General features: G+C 74.3%; 18 protein-coding genes. 8 read left to right on the forward strand and 10 right to left on the reverse strand.

Annotated features, from left to right (window positions below; genetic code table 11):
* Positions 1 to 20: 20 nt before the first annotated feature.
* The 3 genes from D6B71_RS22690 to D6B71_RS09650 form a co-directional block, all read right to left on the reverse strand.
* Positions 21 to 557 (reverse strand): hypothetical protein, encoded by a 537-nt coding sequence (locus tag D6B71_RS22690; RefSeq protein ID WP_121254396.1) that lies wholly within the window; start codon positions 555 to 557, stop codon positions 21 to 23.
* Between the two features lie 87 nt (positions 558 to 644).
* Positions 645 to 1859: an MFS transporter gene (locus tag D6B71_RS09645; protein ID WP_206051648.1), complete on the reverse strand. Its 1215-nt coding sequence runs from the start codon at positions 1857 to 1859 to the stop codon at positions 645 to 647.
* 159 nt (positions 1860 to 2018) lie between these two features.
* Complete coding sequence (locus D6B71_RS09650; protein WP_121254398.1) at positions 2019 to 3389, reverse strand: choice-of-anchor P family protein; 1371 nt, start codon at positions 3387 to 3389, stop codon at positions 2019 to 2021.
* 235 nt (positions 3390 to 3624) lie between these two features.
* Here D6B71_RS09650 and hutH point away from each other — a divergent pair, with 235 nt between their 5' ends.
* The 4 genes from hutH to D6B71_RS09670 all read left to right on the forward strand — a co-directional run bounded on the left by hutH (position 3625) and on the right by D6B71_RS09670 (position 8286).
* Positions 3625 to 5205 (forward strand): histidine ammonia-lyase, encoded by a 1581-nt coding sequence (hutH, locus tag D6B71_RS09655; RefSeq protein WP_121254479.1) that lies wholly within the window; start codon positions 3625 to 3627, stop codon positions 5203 to 5205.
* Positions 5205 to 6887, forward strand: a complete 1683-nt coding sequence (gene hutU / locus D6B71_RS09660) for a urocanate hydratase (RefSeq protein ID WP_121254400.1) — start codon at positions 5205 to 5207, stop codon at positions 6885 to 6887. Before hutH ends, hutU begins: the two co-directional genes overlap by 1 nt.
* 184 nt (positions 6888 to 7071) lie before the next feature.
* Entirely contained in the window at positions 7072 to 7254 is a 183-nt protein-coding gene (locus D6B71_RS09665) for a hypothetical protein (RefSeq protein WP_121254402.1), read from the forward strand.
* Between the two features lie 21 nt (positions 7255 to 7275).
* The gene (locus D6B71_RS09670) at positions 7276 to 8286 is read left to right on the forward strand and encodes a M48 family metallopeptidase (protein WP_121254404.1); all 1011 of its coding nucleotides are present in this window, start codon (positions 7276 to 7278) and stop codon (positions 8284 to 8286) included.
* A gap of 56 nt (positions 8287 to 8342) precedes the next feature.
* Here D6B71_RS09670 and D6B71_RS22695 read toward each other — a convergent pair whose 3' ends face one another.
* The 6 genes from D6B71_RS22695 to D6B71_RS09695 form a co-directional block, all read right to left on the reverse strand.
* Complete coding sequence (locus D6B71_RS22695; protein ID WP_164519595.1) at positions 8343 to 8486, reverse strand: hypothetical protein; 144 nt, start codon at positions 8484 to 8486, stop codon at positions 8343 to 8345.
* A 91-nt stretch (positions 8487 to 8577) separates the two neighbouring features.
* Positions 8578 to 9462 carry an HpcH/HpaI aldolase/citrate lyase family protein gene (locus tag D6B71_RS09675; protein WP_121254406.1) on the reverse strand — a complete coding sequence of 295 codons (885 nt, stop codon included), beginning with the start codon at positions 9460 to 9462 and terminating at the stop codon, positions 8578 to 8580.
* A gap of 1 nt (position 9463) precedes the next feature.
* The gene (locus D6B71_RS09680; protein ID WP_121254409.1) at positions 9464 to 10552 is read right to left on the reverse strand and encodes an HpcH/HpaI aldolase/citrate lyase family protein; all 1089 of its coding nucleotides are present in this window, start codon (positions 10550 to 10552) and stop codon (positions 9464 to 9466) included.
* A gap of 211 nt (positions 10553 to 10763) precedes the next feature.
* Positions 10764 to 11333, reverse strand: a complete 570-nt coding sequence (locus D6B71_RS09685) for a DnaJ family domain-containing protein (RefSeq protein WP_121254411.1) — start codon at positions 11331 to 11333, stop codon at positions 10764 to 10766.
* Positions 11334 to 11417: 84 nt separating this feature from the next.
* Entirely contained in the window at positions 11418 to 12872 is a 1455-nt protein-coding gene (locus D6B71_RS09690; protein ID WP_121254481.1) for an MFS transporter, read from the reverse strand.
* 8 nt (positions 12873 to 12880) lie between these two features.
* A complete protein-coding gene (locus D6B71_RS09695; RefSeq protein WP_121254413.1) occupies positions 12881 to 14317 on the reverse strand; it encodes a M20/M25/M40 family metallo-hydrolase in 1437 nt (478 codons plus the stop codon).
* A gap of 171 nt (positions 14318 to 14488) precedes the next feature.
* Between D6B71_RS09695 and D6B71_RS09700 the strand changes: the two genes are divergently transcribed.
* The gene (locus tag D6B71_RS09700) at positions 14489 to 17329 is read left to right on the forward strand and encodes an HAD-IC family P-type ATPase (protein WP_206051649.1); all 2841 of its coding nucleotides are present in this window, start codon (positions 14489 to 14491) and stop codon (positions 17327 to 17329) included.
* A gap of 82 nt (positions 17330 to 17411) precedes the next feature.
* Here D6B71_RS09700 and D6B71_RS09705 read toward each other — a convergent pair whose 3' ends face one another.
* Complete coding sequence (locus tag D6B71_RS09705) at positions 17412 to 18032, reverse strand: nitroreductase family protein (RefSeq protein ID WP_121254485.1); 621 nt, start codon at positions 18030 to 18032, stop codon at positions 17412 to 17414.
* A 10-nt stretch (positions 18033 to 18042) separates the two neighbouring features.
* Between D6B71_RS09705 and D6B71_RS09710 the strand changes: the two genes are divergently transcribed.
* Genes D6B71_RS09710 through hutI form a run of 3 tightly spaced genes read left to right on the forward strand, consistent with a single transcriptional unit; the run spans position 18043 to position 22037 of the window.
* Positions 18043 to 19308 (forward strand): allantoate amidohydrolase, encoded by a 1266-nt coding sequence (locus D6B71_RS09710; RefSeq protein ID WP_121254415.1) that lies wholly within the window; start codon positions 18043 to 18045, stop codon positions 19306 to 19308.
* Positions 19305 to 20777, forward strand: a complete 1473-nt coding sequence (locus tag D6B71_RS09715) for a formimidoylglutamate deiminase (RefSeq protein ID WP_240641274.1) — start codon at positions 19305 to 19307, stop codon at positions 20775 to 20777. Before D6B71_RS09710 ends, D6B71_RS09715 begins: the two co-directional genes overlap by 4 nt.
* Before the next feature lie 3 nt (positions 20778 to 20780).
* Positions 20781 to 22037, forward strand: a complete 1257-nt coding sequence (hutI, locus tag D6B71_RS09720; RefSeq protein ID WP_121254417.1) for an imidazolonepropionase — start codon at positions 20781 to 20783, stop codon at positions 22035 to 22037.
* The last annotated feature ends 108 nt before the right edge of the window (positions 22038 to 22145 follow it).

The following is a 22145-nucleotide window of genomic DNA, read 5'->3' on the forward strand; positions in this document are numbered from 1 at the left end:
CAACCCGAACGCAGGTCGGCTCAGAGCGCGCCGCGGTGCTTGCCGCCGGCCGGCTCGTCGACCTGGTCGTCGGCCGGTGCGGACCGGGGCGCCGGGGGCGCGGCGACGTTCGTCTCGGTGGAGGTCGTGCCGGAGTCGGCGGTGATGTCGGTCCGATCGGCCTCGGGGGTGTCGGTGGGGGCACCGGTCGCGCCGGGCTGGTAGTCGTCGGCACGGTGGTCGACGTGAGGGTCGAGCCGGTCGGCCTCCCGGATCGCGTCCTCCTGCCGGGCCTCCTCGACCCGCAGGCCCTGCTTCGCCTCGGCCGCCCGGCGCTCGGCACGCTCGGCCTCGGCGCGAGCGAGATCGGCCTGGGCAGCGGCCTCGCGCGCCTCCAGCTGCGACTGGGTCACCTGCGGGGTCTGGGCCGCGGCCTCGCGGCGCAGCTCCTGCGCCCGGGCGTGGTCGCGGGCCTGCCGCTCCTGCTTGCGCTTGCGCATCACGAGCACGAGGCCGGCCACGAGGGCGACCAGCACGAGCCCGACGACGATCCAGATGACGACGTCCACGACGTCCATGACCACTCCTCGGTGTCGGCGATCCCCCTACGTGGACGCCGGTACCCCGTGGCGGCGCGGTTCACCCGCCGTCGCCGCTCGCCGCGGTCAGTCGACGGGACGCTCCTCGCGCACCGGGACCAGCGGACTGGCCAGGACGGGGAACAGCGCGGCCAGCGCGAACGCGGCGGCGTAGCCGAGCTCGGCGATGGCCAGGCCGGCGACCGGAGGCACGGCCGAGGCGGTGAGGAACTGTGCGGTGTTCTGGATCCCGAGGGCGCGCCCGGACCAGAACGGGCCGGCCCGCTCGGCCACCGCGGTGAAGGCGAGCCCGTTGTCGGCGACGGTCAGCACCGTCGCGAGCACTATCAGCGGGACGGCGACCGCGAGCTCGAGCCCGGCGCTCAACCCGAGCGCGGCCATCGCCGCCGCGGCCGCGAGCGCCACCCAGCGCAGCGGCCGCATCCGGCTGGCCACCACGTCGGAGAGGTGGCCGGCGGCGATCCGGCCGAGGGCGCCGCCGATCTGCGCGACCGCGACCAGGGTGCCGGCCGCGGCAGCCGACCAGCCCCGCTCGGAGACCAGCCAGGCGAGCGCGAAGGTCCACACCACGAACTGCGGGACCACGAGCAGCACCGAGACGCCGTGCACCCGGGGGAGGAACCGGTCGCGACGGTAGGGGTTTGTCACGGCGGCCGCCTCCGTGCGTTCGGGGCGCGGAGGGTCGAGGACCACGAGCGCGACCGTGAGCGCTGCGGCAGCGCAGGCGATCGCCGGCACCCACAGGGCGGTCTGGGGGCTGCTGCGCTCGGCGAGCACCGCCATCGTGATGGCCGCGACGCCGACGCCGACGGGCTGGGCCATCTGGCGCACGCCCATGGCCAGCCCCCGGCGCTCGGGCGGGAACCAGCCCACGACGACCCGGCCGCTGGCCGCGTTGGTGCTGGCCGCGGCAGCGCCGGCCAGGCCGAGCGCGACGGCCAGCAACGGGAGGCTGCTCGACCGGGTCGCCAGCGCGCCGAGGAGGGCGGTCGCCACCAGGCCGGTGATCAGCGTGAACCGTTCGCCTCGTCGGTCGGCCACCCAGCCCCAGGCGACGAGCGTCAGCATGATCCCGATGGTGGGCGAGGCCGCCACGAGCCCCGCCTGCGCGAGCGAGAGCCCGGCTTGCTCGTGCAGCGTGGGGATCAGGAACGCCGGCCCGTGGGCCATGATCGCCGCCGCTGCCTGGGCCACGGTGCTGGCCGCCAGCATCCCCCAGCGCCGGGCCACCCCCACGGGTGCGGCTGCACCGGTCGTGGTGGTGGGCGCGACCGAAGGCATGGCAGCCAGTCAAGCGCCTGGACCACCCCTGCCCGGGTCCCATCTCGCGTAGTGACTCGGAAGCCACACCCACCGGCGACCCCGACGCGCACCACGGGGGCGCCGCGTTAGCGACGCCCCCGTGGGCTGCCCTGGTGGAGGGGCGGGTGGTTCAGCCGATCAGAGGCCGGACCGGTCGATCTTGGCCCTGGCCTGGGCGATGTTGAGCACCACTCCGGCGGCGTCGCCGGCGGCCTCGAGCAGGGTGACCCGCAGCCCGGTCACGATGACCATGTTGCGGCGCGGCTTCTCCACCACGTTGAACTCGATCTTGGCCAGGCCGGGGATCTCCAGCGGCGGCGCGCCCGGGTCGGGAAGCGACTGCGTCTCGCCGCCGACCACGATCTCGCCGAACGTGGTGCCCTTGGCGTTGGCGACGACCTTGCCGGCGCGGTTGCGGCTGACGTTGGCCTGGACCTTCAGGCCGCGCAGGATGAACTGACCGTCGCCGAGGTTGATGTCGGTGAGCTCGGCGCGGGTCCAGCCCCAGGTCTTCTTGGCGGTCTGCTTGCCGTTGACGGTGGCGGTCAGCGCGCCGACCTCGAGGACGCCGTTGAGCGCGGAGCCGACCTGGCCGAGGCCGACCAGCGACTTGGCCGACTCGGTGCCGTCGGTGCCGCGGCAGGGGAGGATCTTCTTGGGGGTGCGGCCGACCTTGACGACGCCGTTGAGCACGTCCGCGCCGATGCCGTAGGCGTGGCCGCCCAGCAGCCCGTTGGTGATGCCGTCGTTGATCGAGACCGAGGAGTGGGCCAGGGTGACCACCGTGTCAGACGGGATGACGGTGATCTTCAGGGCGTTGGCGTAGGCGCGGGCGCTGTCCCGGCGGGCCTTCGACACCTCGTGGCCGAGCTCGACCTTGGCGAGGCCCGGGATCTCGAGCGGCGGTGCACCTTCGAGCGGGAGCTCAAACTCGGTCACCTGACCGTTGGGGTCGGTGAAGGTGAGCCCGGCCGGGCTGGTCTTGGTCTCTGCGCGGAACTTGTCGCCGTCGTGCCAGACGTGGGACAGCGAGGAGAACGCGGAGATCGACAGCTTGCCGAGGGAGGACTCGAACAGGGTGACCCCGGCGACCCTGCTGGTGGAGTAGGAGTGCACCTCCTTGCCCTTGCGCTCGGTCCACACGTTGGTGTCGGCGGCGTTGACGCTGACGATGCCGCCGGGCAGTTCGACGGTGGCGATGCCCTCCTGCTTGCGCAGGCCGGTCTCGTTGGTGCACGAGATCACCGCCAGGGCGGTGGAGCCGGACTCTGCCGGGACCTGGCCGCCGGAGATCTTGGTGCCGTAGCCCCAGGACTTCAGCGCGAACCGGCTCGGGCGAGGCCGCTGGGCGGTCGGCGACGGAAGGGCGGTCGCCCCCGCCCGCTCGGCGCCGGGCGACTGCCGCTCGCCTGTGCCCGGCGAGGCGGTGGCGGCGCCGGCCGGTGCGGCGAGCGCGAGGGTGGTCATGGCCGCTGCGAAGGCAGCCGTGACCCGGGAGATGCGACGCATGTGTTGCTCCTAGCTGAAGGTGTCTTCGGGCCGGTCCCCATGACCCGCCCCCCGAGGTGGCCGGCCCGCAGACTTCCCCCCCGGAAGCCGCCGCAAACCAGCCACGTCATGCGGGGGACCAACGACGCTCCGGCTCAGAAGTGACGTGACCCACCCTCGAGACATAGTGATCTGGACCACGAAGCGCCGGGGCGTGATGCTGGAGATGGCCCGCGGCGAGGGCTTGGATGGGGGGATGGCAGAGCAGACGGTCCACGGCGAGATCGAGGTCGGGGTCGGGCCGGTCACCCCCGAGGACGTGGTGGCGGTGGCCCGGCACGGCCGGGCGGTGCGCCTCACCGACGAGGCGCGGCAGGCGCTGGCCCGGGGGCGCGCGGTGGTCGAGCGACTCGCGGCGCGGCCCACCCCGGCGTACGGCGTGTCCACCGGCTTCGGCGCGCTGGCCTCCCGGCACATCCCGATCGAGGACCGGGCCCGCCTGCAGCGCTCGCTGGTGCGCTCGCACGCCGCCGGGTCGGGGTCGGAGGTGGAGCGCGAGGTGGTGCGGGCGCTGATGCTGCTGCGGCTCTCGACCCTGGCCACCGGCGCCACCGGCATCCGGCCCGAGACCGCGCAGCGTCTGGGCGACCTGCTCAGCCACGGGCTGACCCCCGTGGTCCGCGAGCACGGGTCGCTGGGCTGCTCCGGAGACCTGGCCCCGTTGTCGCACTGCGCGCTGGCGCTGATCGGGGAGGGCGAGGTGCGCGACGCCACCGGAACCCTGCTGCCTGCCGCCGAGGCCCTCGAGGCAGCCGGGCTGGCCCCGGTCGAGCTGGCGGCCAAGGAGGGTCTGGCGCTGGTCAACGGCACCGACGGCATGCTCGGCATGCTGGTGCTCGCGCTCGAGGACCTGCGACTGCTGCTGCGCACCGCCGATGTCGCCGCGGCCATGTCGGTGGAGGCCCAGCTCGGCACCGACCGGGTGTTCGCCGCCGAGCTGCAGGCGCTGCGGCCGCACCCCGGGCAGGCGCGTTCCGCCGCGAACCTGGTGCGGCTGCTGGCCGACTCCGGTGTGGTCGCCTCGCATCGCGGGCCGGACTGCCACCGGGTGCAGGACGCCTACTCGCTGCGGTGCGCCCCGCAGGTGCACGGTGCCGCCCGCGACACCGTCGACCACGCGGCGGCGGTCGCCGGACGGGAGCTGGCCAGCGCGGTCGACAACCCGGTGGTGCTGCTCGACCCCGGGGAGGGGGCCGACCGGGGTCGGGTGGAGTCCAACGGCAACTTCCACGGGGCCCCCGTCGGCTATGTGCTCGACTTCCTGGCGATCGCCGCCGCCGACGTCGCCTCGATGAGTGAGCGGCGCACCGACCGGTTCCTGGACCAGTTCCGCAGCCGCGGCCTGCCGCCGTTCCTCGCCGACGACCCCGGCGTCGACAGCGGTCTGATGATCGCCCAGTACACCCAGGCGGCGATCGTCTCCGAGCTCAAGCGGCTCGCGGTCCCGGCCTCGGTTGACTCGATCCCCTCCAGCGCGATGCAGGAGGACCACGTGTCGATGGGCTGGTCGGCCGCCCGCAAGCTGCGCCGCTCGGTCGACGGGCTGGCGCGGGTGGTGGCGATCGAGGTGCTCACCGCGTCCCGGGCCCTCGACCTCCGGGCGCCACTGGAGCCGGCGCCCGGCACCGCCGCGGTGGTGGCGGCGCTGCGGGCCGCCGGGGTGGGCGGACCAGGGCCGGACCGGCACCTGTCGCCCGAGATCGAGATCGCCGTGGAGCTGGTGCGCACGGGCGCGGTTGTGCGGGAGGTCGAGGAGCAGATCGGAGGGCTGGACTGATGGAAGCCGAGGGACAGGGCCGAGAGTGGTCGAAGGGAGCCCGGGAGGTGCGAGCACCCCGGGGGACCGAGCTGACCGCACGCTCGTGGCAGACCGAGGCGGCGCTGCGGATGCTGATGAACAACCTCGACCCCGAGGTGGCCGAACGCCCCGACGACCTGGTCGTCTACGGCGGCACCGGGCGCGCGGCGCGCAGCTGGGCGGCGTACGACGCGATCTGTGCGGCGCTGCGCGACCTGGCCGACGACGAGACGCTGCTGGTGCAGTCGGGCAAGCCGGTCGGGGTGCTGCGCACCCATGCCTGGGCGCCGCGGGTGCTGATCGCGAACTCGAACCTGGTCGGCGACTGGGCCACCTGGGAGGAGTTCCGGCGGCTGGAGTCGCTGGGGCTGACGATGTACGGCCAGATGACCGCCGGGTCGTGGATCTACATCGGCACCCAGGGCATCCTGCAGGGCACCTACGAGACGTTCGCCGCGGTGGCCGCCTCGCTGGGGCGCGAGAGCCTGGCCGGCACGATCACGGTGACCGCGGGGCTCGGCGGCATGGGCGGGGCGCAGCCGCTCGCGGTGACGATGAACGACGGGGTGGTGATCTGCGTCGAGTGCGACCCGACGCGGATCGCGCGCCGCATCGAGCACGGCTACCTCGACACCGAGGCCGCCTCGCTCGACGAGGCGCTCGAGCTCGCCGTCTCGGCCCGCGACCAGCGACGTCCGCTCTCGATCGGCCTGCTGGGCAACGCCGCCGAGGTGCTGCCCCGGCTGGTCGAGCTGGGGGCGCCGGTCGACGTCGTGACCGACCAGACCTCCGCCCACGACCCGCTCGCCTACCTGCCGGTGGGCGTGGCCTTCGACGACTGGGCCGCCCAGCGGGAGGCCGACCCGGCCGGGTTCACCGAGCGGGCCCGGGCCTCGATGGCGACCCACGTGCGGGCGATGGTCGACCTGATGGACCGCGGGGCCGAGGTCTTCGACTACGGCAACTCGATCCGCGACGAGGCCCGCAAGGGCGGCTTCGACCGGGCCTTCGCCTTCCCCGGCTTCGTGCCGGCCTACATCCGGCCGCTGTTCTGCGAGGGCAAGGGACCGTTCCGGTGGGCGGCCCTCTCCGGCGACCCTGCCGACATCGCCGCCACCGACCGGGCGATCCTCGAGCTGTTCCCCGACGACGCGAAGCTGCGCCGCTGGATCACCCTCGCCGGCGAGCGGGTGCACTTCCAGGGGCTGCCGGCGCGGATCTGCTGGCTGGGCTACGGCGAGCGGCACCGGGCCGGGCTGCGGTTCAACGAGATGGTCGCCTCCGGCGAGCTCTCCGCCCCGGTGGTGATCGGCCGCGACCACCTCGACTGCGGGTCGGTCGCCTCCCCCTACCGCGAGACCGAGGCCATGCTCGACGGCTCCGACGCGATCGCCGACTGGCCGCTGCTCAACGCGCTGGTCAACACGGCCTCGGGAGCGTCGTGGGTCTCGATCCACCACGGCGGCGGGGTCGGCATCGGGCGCTCGATCCACGCCGGCCAGGTGGTGGTGGCCGACGGCAGCGCTCTCGCCGCGGAGAAGATCGAGCGGGTGCTCACCAACGACCCCGCGATGGGCGTGATCCGGCACGTCGACGCCGGCTACGACCGGGCGGCCGAGGTCGCGGTCGAGCGGGGGGTGCGGCTGCCGATGGGCGGGTGAGCGCGGGCGTGGTTTCACCGGTCGACCGGCGAAACCGCCGCTGGACCAATGGACCTTCATTGGCCCAGCGAGAGTTTCGTTGGCCCGGTGTGACCGGTGAGGCGTGAGAGCCCCGCGCCGCGGGGTACCACCGGACCATGCACACGTCGTACGCCGTTCCCCCGGCCGTCGAGGGAGGGGCCCGGTGAGCGCCGGGGAGCCTCGCGACGACCGGCGGCGCCTGCCCACCAGCTGGGTGGTCGCCGCGTTCGTGGTGCTCGTGCTCGTCGTCGCGACGATCCTGATCGTCACGCGGTTCGACGGCGAGGACGACGTGCCGGAGGAGACCGACGTCGGGGCGCCGATGCTGGCCCAGCGCTCCGGTTGACCCGCGTGCGAGAGTGACCCCGTGACGACGCAGCCGGCTCGGTCCCGGGCCACCCTCACCGACATCAGCTCCCGCGCCTGGGAGCACCCCGCCGACCAGGGCGCGCTGGTGGCGCTGCGCAAGCTGAAGGGCTTCGACTCACTGCTCAAGGCGGTGTCCGGGCTGTTCAACGAGCGCGCGGTGCGGCTGGTCTACCTCGGTTCGGCGGTCCGCGTCGACGAGCGCCAGTTCGCGCGTCTGCACCGGCTCCTCGGCGAGGTGGGCCGCACCCTCGACGCCCCCGAGCTGCCCGAGATGTACGTCATCGCCAACCCCGTCCCGGGCGCGCTGACGATCGGCATGAACAAGCCCTTCATCGTGCTCAACTCCGGTCTCGTCGACCTGCTCGACGAGGAGGAGCTGCGGTTCGTCATCGCCCACGAGCTCGGCCACGCGATGAGCGGCCACGCGGTCTACCAGACCCTCCTCCAGAGGCTCCTGCAGCTCAGCGGCGTCTTCGCGTCGGTGCCGGTCGGCGGACTCGGGTTCCGCGCGATCATGGCCGCCCTGCACGAGTGGTCGCGCAAGGCCGAGCTGTCCGCCGACCGCGCCGGCCTGCTTGCGACCCAGGACCCCGCCACCGCCTTCCGGGTGCCGATGAAGCTGGCCAGCGGCGGGCACCTCGACGATCTCGACGCCACCTCGTTCTTCGCCCAGGGGCAGGAGTACGACGAGGCCGACCTGCGCGACTCGGTGCTCAAGCTGCTGCTGGTCGAGAACCGCTCCCACCCGTTCCTGGTGGTGCGGGCCGCCGAGCTGCGCCGCTGGGTCGACTCGGGCGACTACGCCAAGATCGTCGCCGGCGACTATCCCCGCCGCCAGGACGACGACGACGCGACGGTCTCCGAGGCCGCCAAGGCCGCGGCCCGCAGCTACTCCGACTCGTTCCGGCAGGGCCAGGACGCCGTCGGCAAGCTGGTGCACGACGCCGCCGGCATGCTCGGCAGCATGAAGCTGTGGCTCGACGCACAGCTGCGCCGCGACGAGGAGTGAGCACGACGCAGTGAGGCCCCCGCCGGTGGCGGGGGCCTCACGACAGCGTCAGGACGCTAGAAGACTCGGCGGCGGCTGCCGCCCATCGGCACGAGGTTCAAGATCAACCCCACGATGGCCAGGATCAGGCCGATCGTGGTGAGGATCGAGATGTTCGCGATCAGGCCGATGATCAGCAGGATCACTCCCAGGATCACCATGTTTGCTCCCTCCTCCCTGTGCTACCCCCGCCAAGGGGTAGCCGAAAGGTGGCCGCGGCAAACCTCGCCGGCCGGGAAGTGCTCCCGAAGGTCAGCCCTGGAGCGCGAGGATCGCCTCGTGGATGCTCAGCGTCCGCTGGGCCGACTCGACGTGGAGGTTCTCGACCATCTTGCCGTTGTAGGTGACCACGCCGGAGCCCCGGCCGTCCTCCCACGCCTGCAGCACACCGCGGGCGTCGGCGACCGCCTGCTCCGAGGGCGCGAACGCCTCGTTGGCGCCCTCGACCTGACCGGGGTGGATCAGCGTCTTGCCGTCGAAGCCCATCTCGCGGCCCTGCTGGCACTCGGCGAGGAACCCCTCGAGGTTCTTCACGTCGTTGTAGACGCCGTCGACGATCGCGATGCCGGCCGCCCGGGCCGCGAGCAGCGCGGTGTGCAGCGACGGAAGGATCGGGGCGCGCCCCGGCACGTGCTCGGCGTACAGCTCCTTGACCAGGTCGTTGGTGCCCATCACCAGCGTGGAGAGCCGCTCGGAGGCCCGGGCGATCGCGAGCGCGTCGAGGATCGCGACCGGGGTCTCGACCATCGCCCACAGCGTGGTGTGGTCGGGGGCGCCGGCCTTCTCCATCGCCGCGACCAGCTGCTGCACCTCGGCGGCGCTGTTGACCTTCGGGACGACGATCGCGGCCGGGCCGGCCTGGGCGGCGGCGGCGAGATCGGCGTCGTGCCACTCGGTGCCGAGGCCGTTGACGCGGATCGTGACCGTGCGGCGGCCGTACTCGCCGGACGCCGCCGCGGCGCAGGCGGCCTCCCGGGCCGCGGGCTTGGCGTCGGGGGCGACGGCGTCCTCGAGGTCGAGGATCAGCCCGTCGCACGGGATCGACTTGGCCTTCTCCAGCGCCCGCTCGTTCGAGCTGGGCATGTAGAGGACCGAGCGCAGCGGGGTGAACTTCTCGTCGCTGGTCTGCGGGCTCATCTCAGGCCTCCTCGCCCTCGAGCTGGATCGCGTCGTACTGCTGCTTGAGCTCCGGGTCGATCGCGGCCAGCTGCTCGGCCAGCTCGACCATCACCAGGCACTGCTTGAGGGAGGCGTCGTCCTCCATCTTGCCGTCGAGCATCACCGCGCCGGTGCCGTCGCCCATCGCCTCCACGACCCGTCGGGCGTGCTTGACGTCCTCCACGCTCGGGCTGAACACCCGGTTGGCGATCGCGATCTGCTTGGGGTGCAGGCTCCAGGTGCCGACGCAGCCGAGCAGGAACGCGTTGCGGAACTGGTCCTCGCAGGCCACCACGTCGGCGATGTCGCCGAACGGCCCGTAGTAGGGGTAGATGCCGTGCATCGCGCACGCGTCGACCATGCGGGCGATCGTGTAGTGCCACAGGTCCTGCTGGAAGGTCGAGCGCTGCGCCTCGATCTGGGCGACGCCGAGCTCGTTGAGCGGCGGGTCCTGGCGGACCAGGTAGCCGGGGTGGCCGCCGCCGACCCGGGTGGTCTTCATCCGGCGGTCCGCGGCCAGGTCGGCCGGGCCGAGCGAGAGGCCCTGCATGCGCGGGCTCGCGCCGCAGATCTCCTCGACGTTGGCGACCCCGCGGGCGGTCTCGAGGATCGCGTGCACGAGGATCGGCCGCTCCAGGCCGGCCTTGGCCTCGAGCTGGGCGAGCAGCCGGTCGACGTACTGGATGTCCTCGGCGCCCTGCACCTTCGGCACCATGATCACGTCGAGCTTGTGGCCGATCGCCGGCACCAGCGTGGTCAGGTCGTCGAGCACCCAGGGGCTGTCGAGGGCGTTGATGCGGGTCCAGAGCTGGGTGGGCCCGAAGTCGGTCTCGGAGGCGATCTTCACCAGGCCCTCGCGGGCGGCGACCTTGTTGTCGGCCTTGATCGCGTCTTCGAGGTTGCCGAGGAGGACGTCGACCCTGCCGACCATGTCGGGGATCTTCGCGGCCATCTTCGGGTTGCTCGGGTCGAAGAAGTGGATCGCCCGGCTGGGCCGGGCCGGGATCTCTCGGAGGGGCTCGGGTGCGCCCACGGCGAGGGGGCGGAAGAAGTCCTTGGCGCTGCGCATGCGGCGGAACCTAGCAGCGCGATGTGACCGGCCGGTATGACGGATGTCTCGGTGGGGGATGGGAGCGGGGCGGGGCCGTGCGTCGGGTGGGCTCGTGTGTCGCTTCATCAAGGGATGCAGCCGAACCTGCACTTCCCGTGGCGTGCCCACCTAGGGAAGTGCAGGTTGACCGGCATCCCTTGATGAAACCGCAGCGGACAGGTGCGGCCCCTCACCCACGCCGCCGCCACCGGCGACGACGAGCCCGTGGGGGCGGTGCGGCCTCGGCGGCCGCCCGGGCCGCCGCCCGCCGGGCATCGCGACGCTCCCGCCAGGCGGCCACGGTCTCGTCCACGTCACGGGGCATCGTCACCAGCGGCGGCCCCTCCGGCAGGCGGTAGCGCGCGGCGATCACCCGGGCGTTGAACTCCTCGACCTCGCGGCGCACCTCGGCCTCCGCGGCCATGGCGTCGAGGCGGCCGTCGAGCTCGGCGTCCTCACGGCGCAGCTGCACGCTGGGCGGCAGCACCACCAGTCGCTCGCGCTCGATGAGCCTCTTGAGCCACCAGTCGGGGTCGTGCTCGGCCTCGAGGCCCTCGATCGGGCGCCCCTGCCCGGGCAGGTCGTCGAAGTCGCCGCGCTCCATCGCCCGGCGCACCTGCAGGTCGACCCAGGTCTGCTGCTGGGCGATGCGCGCACGGGCCGCCGCGCGGCTGTCACGTTCCTGCGCCGGCGCGGCTGACCCGTCGGGGGTACGCCGCGGCTGGTCGCCGCCGGGCCCCGGGTCGCGGTCGTCGGGCATCGGGCTCACCCCCTCCTCCGATCGACGGTAGCGCGGGCGGGAGGGGCGCCGGGGCGCCCAGCCGGGGTCGGCTCGGCTCCTGGCTCAGCCCCCCGCGGCCACCTGGGGCGCCTCGGCCGGCGACCGCGGCAGGAGCAACAGTGACGCGGCGGCGAGCAGGGCGGCCACGGCGCACACCGACCAGACGGTGAGGTAGCCCGAGAGCGGGGCGTGGCCGGCCTCGGGCCCTTCGAGTGAGCCGGTGGCGGCGAGCGCGATCGCGAACACCGACGAGGCGAGGGCACCGCCGACGGTCTTGGTCGCGTTGGTCATCCCGGTGGCGAAGCCGGTGCGGTCGGGTGGGGCCGCCGCGGCCGCCGCCGCCGGCAGCGCCGCCACCAGCGCGCCCGAGCCGAGCCCGGCGACGGCCATGTTCACCAACGCCTGCGCGGTGGTGTCGTGGAACGGCAGCCACAGGCCGTAGCCGAGCGCGACCAGCAGGGCGGAGACCACCAGGGCCCCGCGCGGGCCGAACAGCCGGGTGGTGAGCGGCAGCGTGAACGCGCCGATCGCGAGGAAGACGACGTAGACGCCGATCAGCGTGGACACGAACCCGGCACCCACGCCCAGGCCGTAGCCGGTGACGTCGGGGTCGGTGCGGGCGTAGGTGGACAACGGGATCTGCGCACCCAGCACCGACATCCCGAACAGGAACGCGGTCAGCTGCACCGGCCACTGGCCGGGCCGCACCAGCACCCGGACGTCGATCATCGGGTCGCTGCGCGCGTTCTCGTAGCGGGTGAACGGCACCAGCGTCAGCAACCCGGCCGCGACCAGGGCCCACGCCAGCGGGCTGCCGACCCCCTCGAGCCGGACGACGATCAGGCCGGCCATCACCAGGCCCAGCACGGCCGTGACGAGCGCCAGCCCGCCCCAGTCGAAGCCGCCGGCGGACTCGCCCGGTGCGTCCTCGACACCGAACCAGACCAGCACCAGGCACAGCGTCACCGCGATCGCCGGGAGCGAGAGCAGCGCCTCCATCGACAGCACCCCGACCAGGGCACCCGACGACAGCGCGCCGACGATCACGGCCAGCTCGAGGGCCCCCACCAGCACCGCCGCGGCGCGCCGGGTGAGCAGCACCTGCCGGCCGGTGCCGGCGGTGCGGCGGTGGATGATCGCCACCTCCAGGGGCAGCCACACGACATAGGCGCCCTGGAGCGCCCAGGCGACCAGGAACGTGCCGAACGACGGCGCGAACGCCACCGCCCAGGAGCCGAGGGCGGTGACCGCGGTCGAGAGCAGCAGCACCCTCTTGTGGCCCACGAGGTCGCCGAGCCGGGCCAGTGGCGGCACCACCAGCGCCGAGACGATCAGCTGGGCGGCCTCGAACCAGTTCACGTCGGCGTCGCTGATCGTGAGGTGGTCGGCGATGTCGCTGAAGATCGGCGTGTAGTAGCCCTGCAGGATGCCGCTGGCCAGCTCGACGCAGACCAGGAACCCGACGATGACGACGAGGCTGTGTGCGGTGCTGCCCTGCACGGTGCTCTTGGTGGGCATGGGCAGGGTCACAGGTCCTCCGGGGGCGGTGCGGTCGGGGGCCGGGTCTCGGCCGGCAGCCCCTCGAGGAGCGTGCGGTACCACGCGATGCCGTCGAGGAACGCCTCGACGCCGAGGTGCTCGTCGTAGGAGTGGATCGACTCCCGCTGGGCCTTGGTCATCCGGAACGGCGCGAACCGGTAGACGCGCTCGCAGATCGCGGTGAAGTGGCGCGAGTCGGTGGCCGCCATCATCACGTAGGGCGCCGGCACGGCGTCGGGGAAGACCGCCGCGATCGTGTGCTCGAGCAGCCGGAACGCGTCGTCGTCGACGGGGGAGACCGGGCTCGGCTCCTGCTCCTCCAGAACGGTGACGGTGACGCCGTCGCCGACCGCGCGGCGTACGTGCTCGACGACGCCGGCGACGGTGTCGCCGACCATCACCCGCACGTTCACCCCGGCCTTGGCGGTGGAGGCGATCACGTTCAGCGCCGGGGATCCGGAGAGCGTGGTGACCGCGAAGGTGGTGCGGGTCATCGCCGCGGTCTCCGCACCGGCGGCGAGCAGCGCCCGCGTCAGCACCGGCCGCAGCCGGTCGGCGCGGGCCATCAGCGGACGCAGCGCGGCCGGGGCGTGGGGGGCCATCCGGCGGAACAGCTCGACGGTCGGCTCGGGCACGCTCGCGGGCATCGGGGAGCGCTCCAGCCGGAGCACCGCCCGCGCCAGCCGTGCGGTCGGCCCGCCCTTGGCCGGGGTGGAGGCGTGGCCGCCGCGGCCGTCGGTCCGCAGCTCCAGGGTGGTGACACCCTTCTCGGTGACGCCGACCACCCCCACCGGCGCGGCCACGCCGGGGAACGCCTCGTGGGCGATCGCGCCGCCCTCGTCGAGCACGAACCACGGGCGTACGCCGCGCCCGCGCAGCTCCTCGACGGCGAGCCGGGCGGCGGTGCCCATCACCTCCTCGTCGCAGCCGAACGAGAGCCAGACGTCCTGGGCGGGCACGAAGCCGTCGCCGAGCAGCGACTCGACCGCCTCGCAGATCGCCACCAGGCAGCCCTTGTCGTCGAGCGTGCCCCGGCCCCAGATGCTGCCGTCGACGATCTCGGCGCCGAACGGGTCGTGCCGCCAGGGGGCGTCGCCGTCGACCGGCACCACGTCGAGGTGCGCCATCAGCACCGCCGGCCGGGCCGTGCTGCGGCCGGGCCAGCGGAAGAGCAGGCCGTGGGTGTGGATGCGGGTGAGGTCGAGCCGCTCGTGCAGCAGCGGGAACAGCCGGGCCAGCTCGGTGAGGAACCGGTCGAACGCTGCGGTGTCGACCTCGGCGGGGTCACGCGAGGAGACGGTGGGGATCCGCACCAGCGCCTGCAGCTTCGCGACCGCCCGCGGCAGACCGCCGCCGTCGATCGTCGCCTCCTGTGCCACGGCGCGGTGGCTCGCGGCACCGCCCCCCTGCTCCCTGCCCGGCATGGGAGGCAGGGTACGACGCCGCGGCCGCAACGGTGGGGTCGCACGTCCCCTCTCGGCGGGTCCGCGGTCCATGGTCCGTCGGCGGCGGCCGAAGCAGGATGGAGGCATGGACGCCTCACTGTGGTGGGTGCCGTGGTGGGGGCCGGCGACCGTCTTCTCCGGGGCCCGGCCGTGACCGAGCGGCCGGCCGCCCTGCCGGCGCAGGCCGACCAGGCACCGCACGCGATCCCCGTGCACGAGGTCGTGCTGCTGCTGCAGACCGACCCCGCGCACGGCCTCGCCGAGGCGGAGGCCGAGCGCCGGCTCCACCGCTACGGGCCCAACACGCTGCCGGAGGCGACCGGTGACTCGCTGCTGAAGCGGATCGCGCTGCAGTTCCACAACCCGCTGATCTACGTGCTGCTGGTCGCCGCGGTGGTCACCGCGGCGCTCGCCGAATACGTCGACTCCACGGTGATCCTGGCCGTGGTGCTGGTCAACGCCGCGGTCGGGTTCGTGCAGGAGTCCCGGGCGCTGGCCGCACTGGAGAGCCTGCGCGAGATGACCGGCTCCGAGGCTCGCGTCGTGCGGGCGGGCCATCCACGGACGCTGCCGTCGGACCGGCTGGTCCCCGGTGACCTGGTGCTGCTCGAGGCCGGCGACAAGGTGCCCGCCGACCTGAGACTGCTGCGTGGCACCGAGCTCAAGCTCGACGAGTCGGCGTTGACCGGCGAGTCGCTGCCGGTCGCCAAGGACGAGGTGGCCCTGCCCGTCGGCACCCGGGTGGCCGACCGGCACAACATGCTCTACGCGGGCACCCTGGTCTCCGGCGGCACCGGCGCCGGCATCGTCGTCGAGACCGGGGCGTCCACCGAGCTGGGGGAGATCCACCGCCTGGTCGGGGACGCGGAGGTGCTGGCGACCCCGCTGACCCGCAAGCTCGCGAAGTTCAGCCGCACCCTCACCTACGTCATCCTCGGGCTGGCCGCCGCGACGTTCGCGGTCGGCATCGCCCGCGGCGAGGCGGCCGCCGACATGTTCACCGCCGCGGTCGCGCTGGCGGTCGGCGCCATCCCCGAGGGACTCCCCGCCGCGGTGACGATCGCGCTGGCGATCGGTGTGGCCAGAATGGTGCGGCGCCAGGCGATCGTCCGCCGGCTGCCCGCCGTGGAGACCCTCGGCAGCACCACCGTGATCTGCACCGACAAGACCGGCACCCTGACCGAGAACCAGATGACGGTACGCCGCATCTGGACCGCCGACCGCGAGGTCACCGTCACCGGCAGCGGCTACCGGCCCGAGGGCGAGCTGGTCGACACCGACGGCTCGCCGGTGCAGCCCGTCCCGGGCGGGGCCCTGTGGTCGAGCCTGGTCGCCGGTGCCGCCTGCAACGACGCGGCCCTGGCCGAACGCGACGGCGAGTGGGTCGCGACCGGCGACCCGACCGAGCTGGCGATGCTGGTGGTGGGTGCCAAGGCCGGAGTGGCCGGGCTCGGCGGCACTGCGGCGATGGCCGGGGAGCGGGTCGCCGAGGTGCCCTTCGACGCCACCCGGCAGTACATGGCCACGCTGCACCGCACCCCCGACGGCCACCACGTGGTGCACGTCAAGGGCGGCGCGGAGGCGGTGCTCGAGCGGTGCCATGCGTGGCGCCGCGACGACGGGCGCGACGAGCCGCTCGACGAGGCCGCGCTGGCGGCGGTGCACGCTGCCGTCGCGCGGCTCGCCGGCGAGGGGCTGCGGGTGCTGGCCACCGCGACCGTCGACCTCCCCGCCGCCGGTGAGGGCGGGGCGGACGAGGCGGCGTACGCCGTGCGGTTCGGCGCCGACCACCTCGGCGGGCCGGCGGTGCTCACCGGGCTCCAGGCGATGCAGGACCCGCCCCGGCCGGCCGCCCGCACCGCGATCGAGGCCTGCCACGGCGCGGGCATCGAGGTGAAGATGATCACCGGCGACCACGCCGTCACCGCCGCGGCGATCGCCGACGAGCTCGGGCTCGACCACCGCCCGCCGGAGGAGCGCCGGGTGCTGACGGGGGTCGAGCTCTCCGCGCTGCCGCCCGAGGAGTACGCCGACGCGGTGGCGCAGACCGCCGTCTTCGCCCGGGTCTCGCCGGAGGAGAAGCTGCGGCTGGTCGAGGCGCTGCAGGCCCGTGGTCACGTGGTCGCGATGACCGGCGACGGCGTCAACGACGCGCCGGCGCTGCGCCAGGCCGACATCGGCATCGCGATGGGCCGCGGCGGCACCGAGGTGGCCAAGGATGCCGCCGACATGGTGCTGGTCGACGACGACTTCGCCACGATCGAGGCGGCGGTCGAGGAGGGCCGCGGGGTCTTCGACAACCTCACCAAGTTCATCGTCTGGACGCTGCCCACGAACATGGGCGAGGGCATGGTGATCCTGGTGGCGATCGCGCTCGGGGCGGCGTTGCCGATCCTGCCCACCCAGATCCTGTGGATCAACATGACCACGGCGGTGCTGCTCGGCCTCACCCTGGCCTTCGAGCCCAAGGAGCCCGGTGTGATGGGCCGGCCGCCGCGGCCACCCGACCGACCGTTGATGACCGGCGGCCTGGTGTGGCGCACGGTGCTGGTCTCGCTGCTGCTGGTCGCGGCGTCGTGGTGGCTCTACGACCGCGAGGTGGGCCGCGGCTCGAGCCTCGCCGAGGCCCGCACGGCGGCGGTCAACGTGTTCGTCGCGGTCGAGGCGGCCTACCTGATCAGTTGCCGGGCCCTGACCCGACCCAGCTGGCGGCTGGGCCCGTTCACCAACCGGATCCTGGTGCTCGGCGTGCTGGTGCAGGCCGCGGCCCAGGCGCTGTTCACCTATACGCCGGCGATGAACGACCTGTTCGGGACCGCGCCGATCGGCCTCGACGTGTGGTGGCGGATCGGGGTGGTGGTGCTGGTCGCCTCGGCGGTGGTGGCGCTGGACAAGAAGCTCGCGATCCGGCGCGACGCCCGGGTCGTCGCGGCACTCGCCGCGGCCGGGCCGACCGCGCCGGGACCCGCCGCCAGACCGCTCGGTGGTTGACCCCGGCGCCCCACCTCGCTGGACTGGGCCGGTGACCGTCGCGGTGCAGGGACTCGCTCACGACCCGCGCCGTGGGCGCCGGTCACCAGCCGCCGCCCCAGCGGCCGCGGTGCGCCACCTCCGACACCGGACGGCGCCGGCGGCGGGCCGGCGAGCCGGCGTTGCCGGTGTCGGGCACGCGGTGACCCAGGGCGACCACCCCGATCGGGTCGTGGTCGTCGGGGATGCCGAGCGTGCGGCGTACCTCGTCCTCGGCGGCGACCGGGATGCCGAAGAAGCAGGCGCCCAGCCCCTCGTCGACCGCGGTGAGCAGCATCAGCAGCGCCGCCATCGCGGTGTCCAGGTGCCAGTAGGGCACCGGCCAGCGAGCCTCGTCGCGGTCCGTCCAGCCCTTGTCGCCCTCGGCGTAGCGGCCCAGGTAGGCGGCCTTGCTCGAGCACGGCACGATCAGCACCGGCGCGCGCCGCATGCCGCGCAGCCAGTCGTCGGGGGCATCGCGCGACGCCTCGTCGGTGGTCGCCTGCCAGAACCGGCCGACGGCGTCGGGGGTGTCGAGCACGACGAACGCCCAGCCCTGGCTGAACCCGGCCGACGGCGCCCGGGTGGCGTGCTCGAGCGCCCGCTCGACCAGCGCCGGGTCCACCGGGGTGTCGGCGAAGTTGCGCACCATGCGGCGGCGTCGGACGACCTCGCGGAACTCCATGAGGGGGAGCATGCCTGACGACTTCGAGCGGATGTGGCGCGACCTGGAGCCGGTGGGCCGGTCGGCGGCCACCGGCGGCTACTTCCGGCAACCGTGGACCTCGCCCGAGCGCGAGCTGCACGACTGGTTCCTGGCGCAGGCCCGGGCCCGTGACCTGGAGGTCACCGGCGACGAGCTGGGCAACCTGGTCGCCTGGTGGCGGCCAGCCGGTGCGCTGCCCGCGTCCGCGTCGCCGGGGGTGGTGACCGGGTCGCACCTGGACTCGGTCCTCGACGGCGGCGCGTACGACGGGCCGCTGGGCGTGGTCTCCGCGCTCGCCGCCGTCGACCTGCTGCGGGCGCGGGGGTTCGTGCCCCGCCGGCCGCTGGGCGTGGCGGTCTTCGTCGAGGAGGAGGGCTCCCGGTTCGGGATGCCCTGCCTGGGGTCGCGCTACGCCACCGGCGCGCTCGGCTGGCGCGAGCTGTCGGGGCTGCGCGACCGGGATGGGGTGCCGCTGCCCGACGCCGTCGGCGCCGCGACCGCGGAGGCGCTGGAGGCGCAGGAGCAGGCCGGGCCGGCGGTTCGGCTCTCCCGGCTGCGCGACCAGGTCGGCGTCTTCGTCGAGCTGCACGTCGAGCAGGGCCGGGCGCTGGTCGACCGCAACGCCGCGGTCGGCGTCGGCAGCGGCATCTGGCCGCACGGGCGGTGGCGCTTCGAGTTCACCGGCCGGGCCGACCACGCCGGCACCACCCGGATGGAGGACCGTGCCGACCCGATGCTCACCTTCGCGATGACCGCGCTCGCCGCTAACAAGCAGGCCCGGCTGGCCGGGCAGCGCGCCACGTTCGGGCGGGTCGAGGCCGTGCCCAACGGCACCAACGTGGTGCCGTCGTCGGTCACCGGCTGGCTCGACGCCCGCGCCGAGGACGCCGACGCGCTCGCCACGCTGGTCGAGGCGGTGCGCACCCAGGCCGCGGCCCGCGCCGAGCGCGACGGCACCTCGTTGAGCATCGCCGCCGAGTCGCACTCGCCCGCGGTCTGGTTCGATCCCCGGCTGGTCGAGCGAGTCGCGGCCGAGCACGAGGGCGGCGACTGGCCGGTGCTGCCCACCGCCGCCGGGCACGACGCCGGCATCCTCGCCGCCGCCGGCATCCCGTCGGTGATGCTGTTCGTGCGCAACCCCACCGGGGTCTCGCACGCTCCCGGCGAGCACGCCGAGGTGCCCGACTGTCTGGTGGGCGTCTCCGCGCTGGCCGACACGCTCGAGCGGCTGGCCTCGGTCGAGGCGACCGGGTGAGCGATCGGGTGAGCGAGGGAGTGACCCGGGGGGAGACCTCCGGGGAGCCCGCCGGGGCGCGGCCCGGGGGCGGTGCCGGGTCGGCGTACCTGCTGGAGCGGGCGTGGGTCGGCGGCGCGGTGCGCGACGACGTGCTGGTGACGATCGCGGACGGCGTGTTCACGTCCGTCACACCGGGCATCCGGAACCCACGCATAGCCGACGAAGCTTCGTTGGCCAAGCGTGAGTTTCACCGCCCAGGCGGTGAAACGCCCGTGCCGCCCACCCGCCTCCCCGGCCTCACCCTCCCGGGCCTGGCCAACTGCCACAGCCACGCCTTCCACAGGGCGCTGCGGGGGCGCACCCAGCGCGGCGGCGGCACGTTCTGGACCTGGCGGGAGCAGATGTACGACGTCGCCGGACGGCTGGACCCCGACTCGCTGTTCGCGCTGGCCCGGGCCACCTACCGCGAGATGGCCGCCGCGGGGGTCACCAGCGTCGGGGAGTTCCACTACCTGCACCACGGCTCCGACGGCACCCCCTACGACGACCCGAACACGATGGGGGCGGCGCTGGTGGCGGCGGCCGACGCGGCCGGGGTGCGGCTCTGCCTGCTCGACACCTGCTACCTCAGCTCCGGGTTCGGCGAGCCGCCGCAGGGGGTGCAGCGGCGCTTCGCCGACCGCGACGTCGACGCCTGGGCCGAGCGGGCCGCCGGGCTCGGCGCCGACCTCGTCGGCCGGGACGGGGTCGTCGTGGGGGCGGCGGCACACTCGGTGCGCGCGGTCCCGCGCAGCGCGCTGCCGGTGGTCGCCGGATCGGCGCGTGCGACGGGCCGGCCGCTGCACGTGCACGTCTCCGAGCAGGTCGCCGAGAACGACGCCTGCCACGCGGCGTACGGGCTGACGCCGACGCAGGTGCTCGCCGAGGCAGGGGCGCTCGGCCCACGCACCACCGCGGTGCACGCCACCCATCTCACCGGCGGCGACGTCGCGCTGCTCGGCGCCAGCGGCACCCACGCCTGTCTCTGCCCCACCACCGAACGCGACCTCGGCGACGGCATCGGCCCGGCCCGGGCACTGCATGAGGCCGGCAGCCCGCTCACCCTCGGCAGCGACAGCCACGCGGTCATCGACCTGTTCGAGGAGGCGCGCGCGGTCGAGCTCGACGAGCGGCTGGCCACCCGGCGGCGCGGCCACTTCTCGGCCGGCGAGCTCCTCGCGGCGGCGACAGTGACCGGTCACCGCAGCCTCGGGTTCGACGACGCCGGAGAGATCGCGCCCGGGCGCCGCGCCGATCTGGTCGTGGTCTCGCTCGACGGTCCGGCCACCGCCGGCACCGGCGCCGACGAGCACACCGCGGTGTTCGCCGCGACCGTCGCCGACGTCGTGCAGGTGATGGTCGACGGTCGCTGGGTGGTCGCGCCCGGCGACCGTGCCGAAGTGGCCCGCGAACTGACCGCGGCCGTGGCCGCCGTCTGGGAGGAGTGAGCGATGGACGGCGTGCTGCACGGCGCGGGTGGGGTCTCGGCGGGCTCGACCATCGGGGACGGCCCGGCCACCGGGGACGGTTCGGCCGGGCCGAGCACGCTGTTGACCGGCATCGGCGAGCTGGCCACCAACGACCCGGAGCGCGGCCCCGGCCCGCTCGGCCTGGTCCGCGACGCGGCGGTGGTCGTGCAGGGTCGTCGTATCGCCTGGGTGGGGCCCGCGGCCGAGGCCCCCGCCGCCGACAGCGTGGTCGAGCTCGGCGGGCGGGCGGTGCTGCCGGGCTTCGTCGACAGCCACAGCCACCTGGTCTTCGCCGGCGACCGGGCCGTCGAGTTCGAGGCCCGGATGGCCGGCAGTCGCTACGAGGCTGGCGGCATCCGTGCCACCGTCGCCGCCACCCGCGCGGCCACCGACGAGCAGCTGACCGCGTCGGTGGCCCGGCTGGTGCGCGAGATGCGCCGGCAGGGCACGACGACCGTCGAGATCAAGAGCGGCTACGGGCTCACCGTGCGCGACGAGGCACGCAGTCTCGCGGTGGCTCGCCAGTTCACCGACGAGACGACGTTCCTGGGCGCCCACGTCGTGCCCGAGGGCAGCACGCCCGAGGAGTACGTCGCCCTGGTCACCGGCCCGATGCTCGAGGCGGCCGCGCCGTACGCCCGCTGGGTCGACGTCTTCTGCGAGCGCGGCGCCTTCGACGCCGACCAGGCCCGCTCGGTGCTGGCGGCCGGGGCCGCCGTGGGTCTGCGCGGGCGGCTGCACGCCAACCAGCTCGGCCCCGGGCCCGGGGTCCGCCTGGCCGCCGAGCTCGGGCTGGTCGCGGTCGACCACTGCACCCACCTCGACGACGCGGACGTGGCCGCACTCGCCGACAGCGGCACCATCGCGACGCTGCTGCCGGGGGTCGAGTTCTCCACCCGGCAGCCCTACCCCGACGCGCGCCGGCTGCTCGACGGCGGGGTCCGGGTGGCGCTGGCCACCGACTGCAACCCCGGCTCGTCGTTCACCAGCTCGATGCCGCTGTGCCTGGCGCTCGCGGTCCGCGAGATGGGGATGACCCCCGCCGAGGCGGTGCACGCCGCGACCGCGCTCGGTGCCGCGGCGCTGGATCGTGATGACATCGGTGTCTTGGCGCCCGGACGCCGCGCCGACCTGCTCGTGCTCGACGCCCCCACCTACGTGCACCTGGCCTACCGCCCCGGCGTGCCGCTGGTTGCCGCCACCTGGGTCGCCGGGCGTCCGGTCGTCGGGGAGGCCTGACCCCACCCCCTCGTCGCTGACCTGCCGTTCGTGGTGGGTGGTGGGGTGTTGACCTGCCGTTCGTGGTGGGTGGTGGGGTGTTGACCTGCCGTTCGTGGTGGGTGGTGG

The organism is Nocardioides ferulae (assembly GCF_003660455.1).
GTDB classification, from domain to species: domain Bacteria; phylum Actinomycetota; class Actinomycetes; order Propionibacteriales; family Nocardioidaceae; genus Nocardioides; species Nocardioides ferulae.

Coding starts and splice junctions, on each gene's coding strand:
- D6B71_RS22690 (WP_121254396.1), bottom strand. CDS start 557: ATGGACGTCGTGGACGTCGTCATCTGGATCGTCGTCGGGCTCGTGCTG.
- D6B71_RS09645 (WP_206051648.1), bottom strand. CDS start 1,859: ATGCCTTCGGTCGCGCCCACCACCACGACCGGTGCAGCCGCACCCGTG.
- D6B71_RS09650 (WP_121254398.1), bottom strand. CDS start 3,389: ATGCGTCGCATCTCCCGGGTCACGGCTGCCTTCGCAGCGGCCATGACC.
- hutH (WP_121254479.1), top strand. CDS start 3,625: ATGGCAGAGCAGACGGTCCACGGCGAGATCGAGGTCGGGGTCGGGCCG.
- hutU (WP_121254400.1), top strand. CDS start 5,205: ATGGAAGCCGAGGGACAGGGCCGAGAGTGGTCGAAGGGAGCCCGGGAG.
- D6B71_RS22695 (WP_164519595.1), bottom strand. CDS start 8,486: ATGGTGATCCTGGGAGTGATCCTGCTGATCATCGGCCTGATCGCGAAC.
- D6B71_RS09675 (WP_121254406.1), bottom strand. CDS start 9,462: ATGAGCCCGCAGACCAGCGACGAGAAGTTCACCCCGCTGCGCTCGGTC.
- D6B71_RS09680 (WP_121254409.1), bottom strand. CDS start 10,552: ATGCGCAGCGCCAAGGACTTCTTCCGCCCCCTCGCCGTGGGCGCACCC.
- D6B71_RS09685 (WP_121254411.1), bottom strand. CDS start 11,333: ATGCCCGACGACCGCGACCCGGGGCCCGGCGGCGACCAGCCGCGGCGT.
- D6B71_RS09690 (WP_121254481.1), bottom strand. CDS start 12,872: ATGCCCACCAAGAGCACCGTGCAGGGCAGCACCGCACACAGCCTCGTC.
- D6B71_RS09695 (WP_121254413.1), bottom strand. CDS start 14,317: ATGCCGGGCAGGGAGCAGGGGGGCGGTGCCGCGAGCCACCGCGCCGTG.
- D6B71_RS09705 (WP_121254485.1), bottom strand. CDS start 18,032: ATGGAGTTCCGCGAGGTCGTCCGACGCCGCCGCATGGTGCGCAACTTC.
- D6B71_RS09710 (WP_121254415.1), top strand. CDS start 18,043: ATGCCTGACGACTTCGAGCGGATGTGGCGCGACCTGGAGCCGGTGGGC.
- hutI (WP_121254417.1), top strand. CDS start 20,781: ATGGACGGCGTGCTGCACGGCGCGGGTGGGGTCTCGGCGGGCTCGACC.